The 3421-nt window shown below is 70.6% G+C and carries 5 protein-coding genes; all 5 read left to right on the plus strand.

Annotated elements, in window-relative coordinates; all coding sequences use genetic code 11:
• Positions 1-333 (plus strand): hypothetical protein (locus tag AB1609_18545; GenBank protein MEW6048446.1); only part of this gene is annotated, 333 nt, incomplete at its 5' end.
• Complete coding sequence (gene rimI / locus AB1609_18550) at positions 315-815, plus strand: ribosomal protein S18-alanine N-acetyltransferase (protein MEW6048447.1); 501 nt, start codon at positions 315-317, stop codon at positions 813-815. The genes AB1609_18545 and rimI, both read left to right, overlap by 19 nt.
• On the plus strand, positions 812-1840 hold the full coding sequence (gene tsaD / locus AB1609_18555; GenBank protein ID MEW6048448.1) for a tRNA (adenosine(37)-N6)-threonylcarbamoyltransferase complex transferase subunit TsaD: 1029 nt from the start codon (positions 812-814) through the stop codon (positions 1838-1840). Before rimI ends, tsaD begins: the two co-directional genes overlap by 4 nt.
• Before the next feature lie 5 nt (positions 1841-1845).
• The gene (gene fsa, locus AB1609_18560; GenBank protein ID MEW6048449.1) at positions 1846-2511 is read left to right on the plus strand and encodes a fructose-6-phosphate aldolase; all 666 of its coding nucleotides are present in this window, start codon (positions 1846-1848) and stop codon (positions 2509-2511) included.
• A gap of 166 nt (positions 2512-2677) precedes the next feature.
• A partial coding sequence (locus AB1609_18565) for an NDP-sugar synthase (GenBank protein ID MEW6048450.1) occupies positions 2678-3421 on the plus strand: 744 nt, incomplete at its 3' end.

Genomic DNA, 3421 nt, shown 5'->3' on the forward strand with positions numbered 1-3421 from the left:
AGGGCGGATCCGCCGGTGCGGGTTCTGGCAGAGGGGCGGGCGCTTCCCGCCGAGGAACTGGCCCGGATTGCCGCGGAGCGGGCGAGGGCGGCGGGGCTAACCCGGGCGGTGGCGGTGGGGGACGGTTGCTGGCAGCACGCCGGCACCCTTGCCGCCGCCTCCCTGCCGGAGTACAGTTGGGCGCCGGAGTCGCAGCAGTCGGCCCGGGCGGTGGCCGTGGGGCGCCTGGGCGGGTGGTATCTGGAGCAGGGGCGGCGCGACGACCCGGTCCGGCTTGGCGCCCGCTACCTGAAGGCGACGGAGGCCGAACGGCGATGGCAGCAGGAGAACTGATGCCCCAGGAGCCCCTCGATCTCATCGTGGATCCCATGCGGGTCCGGGACCTCAACGAGATCATGATCATCGAGCGGCTCTCCTTCTCGACCCCCTGGTCCAAGGGCGCGTTCCTCTCCGAACTGCTGGAAAACGACCGCGCCCATTACCTGGTGGCGCGAATGGACGGCCGAGCTGTCGGCTACGTGGGGATCTGGCTCGTGGCCGACGAGGGGCACATCACCAACGTGGCCGTGCACCCCGACTACCGCAGCCGCGGGGTGGGGCGCCGGCTCATGGAGGCGATCACGGATCTGGCCAGGCGCCGCGGCGCCCGCCGGCTGACGCTCGAGGTCCGCAAGTCCAACCTCCGGGCCCAGAGGCTCTACGAGTCGCTGGGGTTCAGGAGCGTGGGCGTTCGGAGGGGCTACTACCGCGACAATAATGAGGACGCCATCATCATGTGGCGGGACCTGGAAGTGGAGGCCGGTTCGCCCCATTGAAGCCGTATCGGGGAGGGCTCCTTCTCGGCATCGACACGAGCTGCGACGACACGGCCGCCGCCGTGGTGAGGGGCGGCCGGGAGGTGCTCTCCAGCGCGGTCGCATCCCAGGTGGACCTGCACCGGCGCTTCGGCGGCGTGGTGCCCGAGATCGCCTCCCGCCAGCACCTTGTCGCCATCCTGCCTGTCGTCGAACAGGCGCTGGAACAGGCTCGCGTCCGGCGCGACGACCTGGAGGGGGTTGCCGCCACCTACGGCCCCGGGCTGGTTGGGAGCCTGCTGGTAGGGTTCATGGCGGGTAAGGCGCTCGCGCTGGCGCTGGACGTTCCCTTCGTGGGGGTCGACCACCTGGAGGGGCACGCGGCGTCGGCGTGGCTCGTGGAACCGGACCTGCGGGGGCCCGTGGTGGTGCTTGTCGCATCGGGCGGCCACACCGAGCTCCTGCTCGCCGAACGCCCGGGACGGTTGCGCCACCTGGGCGGCACGCGGGACGACGCGGCGGGCGAGGCGTTCGACAAGGTGGGGCGCCTGCTGGGACTTGGATACCCTGCCGGGCCGATCATCGACCGGCTGAGCGACAAGGGGCGCCCGGACGCGGTGTCTCTGCCCCGGGCCATGCGGGGGGCCGACACCCTCGAGTTCAGCTTCAGCGGCCTGAAGACCGCCGCCGTCCAGCACCTGCTGCCGGCCGTGGACGCGGGGCTTCCGGTGGAGGATGCGGCCGCGTCGGTGCAGCAGGCGATCGTGGAGGTGCTGGTCGAAAAGCTGATCAAGGCCGCCGAACTGACGGGAGCCCGGGCGGTGGCCGTCACGGGTGGCGTCGCGGCCAATCAAGGCCTGCGCCGGGCGGTTGAGCGGGCTGCCGGGGAGCGGGGCCTGCAGGCGGTGCTGCCACCCCCGGCGCTCTGTACGGACAACGGCGCCATGATCGCGGCGGCGGGGCATTTCCGCCTCCTCGAGAGCGGCCCGTCGCCGCTGGAGCTCGGGGTGGATCCGTCGGCTCGGATCGGCGTTGGGGAAGGGTGATGGGCGTGCAGTTTTACCTGGACACGGCCAGCGTGAGCGAGATCCGGGAAGCGGCAAGCTGGGGCATCCTGGCCGGGGTCACCACCAACCCCAGCCTGGTGGCAAAGGAAGGCCGGCCGTTCGCCCAAGTGCTGGAGGAGATCTGCGAGATCGTCAAGGGGCCGGTCAGCGCCGAGGCCGTGAGCCTGGACGCCGAGGGGATGGTACGGGAGGCACGGGAGCTATCCCGCGTCGCGCCCAACATCGTCGTGAAGATCCCCATCACCGTCGAGGGCTTGAAGGCGGTCAGCCGGGTTTCCCGCGAGGGAATCCGCACCAACGTCACCCTGGTCTTCTCGCCGATGCAGGCGCTCCTGGCTGCCCGGGCGGGGGCCAGCTACGTGAGCCCGTTCGTGGGGCGACTCGACGACATCGGCCACACGGGCCTGGGCGTGGTGCGGGAGACGGTGGAGATCTTCGAGGTCCACGGCATCGAAACCCAGGTGATCGCCGCCAGTATCCGGCACCCGTTGCACGTCCTGGAGGCCGCGAAGGCCGGCGCGCACATCGCCACGGTGCCGTTCGCGGTGCTCAAGGCGCTGGTGCAGCACCCGCTCACGGATCGGGGCATCGAGCGGTTCCTGGCCGACTGGGCGAAGGTGCCGCAGGAGGCGATGCCCGCAAGAACCTGAGAGATACCGCCGCCGGGCGGCCGTCCCGGCGCATGTCCCCCACTCCGCCTCGAAAGACTAATCACCGGCCGCAGAAGCGAGCCGCTCTGCCCGAACGGGCAGGGCGGCCGGCTTTTTGAAGCGGCGTTTGCCTACCACTTTCTGCTAGGCCTGCGGAGGGCGTCGCGTGCAGACCGTGAAGGCCGTCATCATGGCGGGGGGCCAGGGGAGCCGCCTCCGCCCGCTCACCTGCGACCGGCCCAAGCCGATGGTTCCCATCCTCGAGTGGCCCATCGTGGCCCACATCGTGCTCCTTCTGGCACGGGCGGGCGTGCGGGAGGCGCTGACGACGCTGCACCCCATGCCCGACCAGGTCATTGACTTTTTCGGGGACGGGGCGGCGTGGGGCCTCTCCATCCGCCACCTGGTCGAGGAAGAACCTGTGGGCACGGCAGGCAGCGTGGCACGGGCCCGCGCCTTCGTGGACGGCACGCTGGTGGTGATCAGCGGCGACGCCCTGACCGACCTCCAACTGGAGCCGGTGGTGCGCTTCCATCGGGAGCGGGGTTCGGCCGCCACGCTGGTGCTCAAGGCGGTGTCGGACCCGTCCGAGTATGGCATCGTCGTCACGGGCCAGGACGGGCGCGTGACGCGCTTTTTGGAGAAGCCCGCGCGCGGCCAGGTCTTCTCGGACCACGCCAACACAGGTATCTACGTCCTGGAAGGGTGCGTGCTCGACCGGATCCCCCGGGACAGGCCCTTTGACTTCAGCAAGGACCTCTTCCCGCAACTTCTGCGCGACGGCGAACCCGTCTTCGGGTACGTGACGGACTCATACTGGTCCGACATCGGCACGCCGGAACAGTACCGCCAGGCCCACCTCGACGTTCTCGACGGCAAGGTGCGCCTGCCCGAGGGCGCCCTGGGGAAG

The organism is Bacillota bacterium (genome assembly GCA_040754675.1).
Lineage (GTDB): Bacteria > Bacillota > Limnochordia > Limnochordales > Geochordaceae > Geochorda.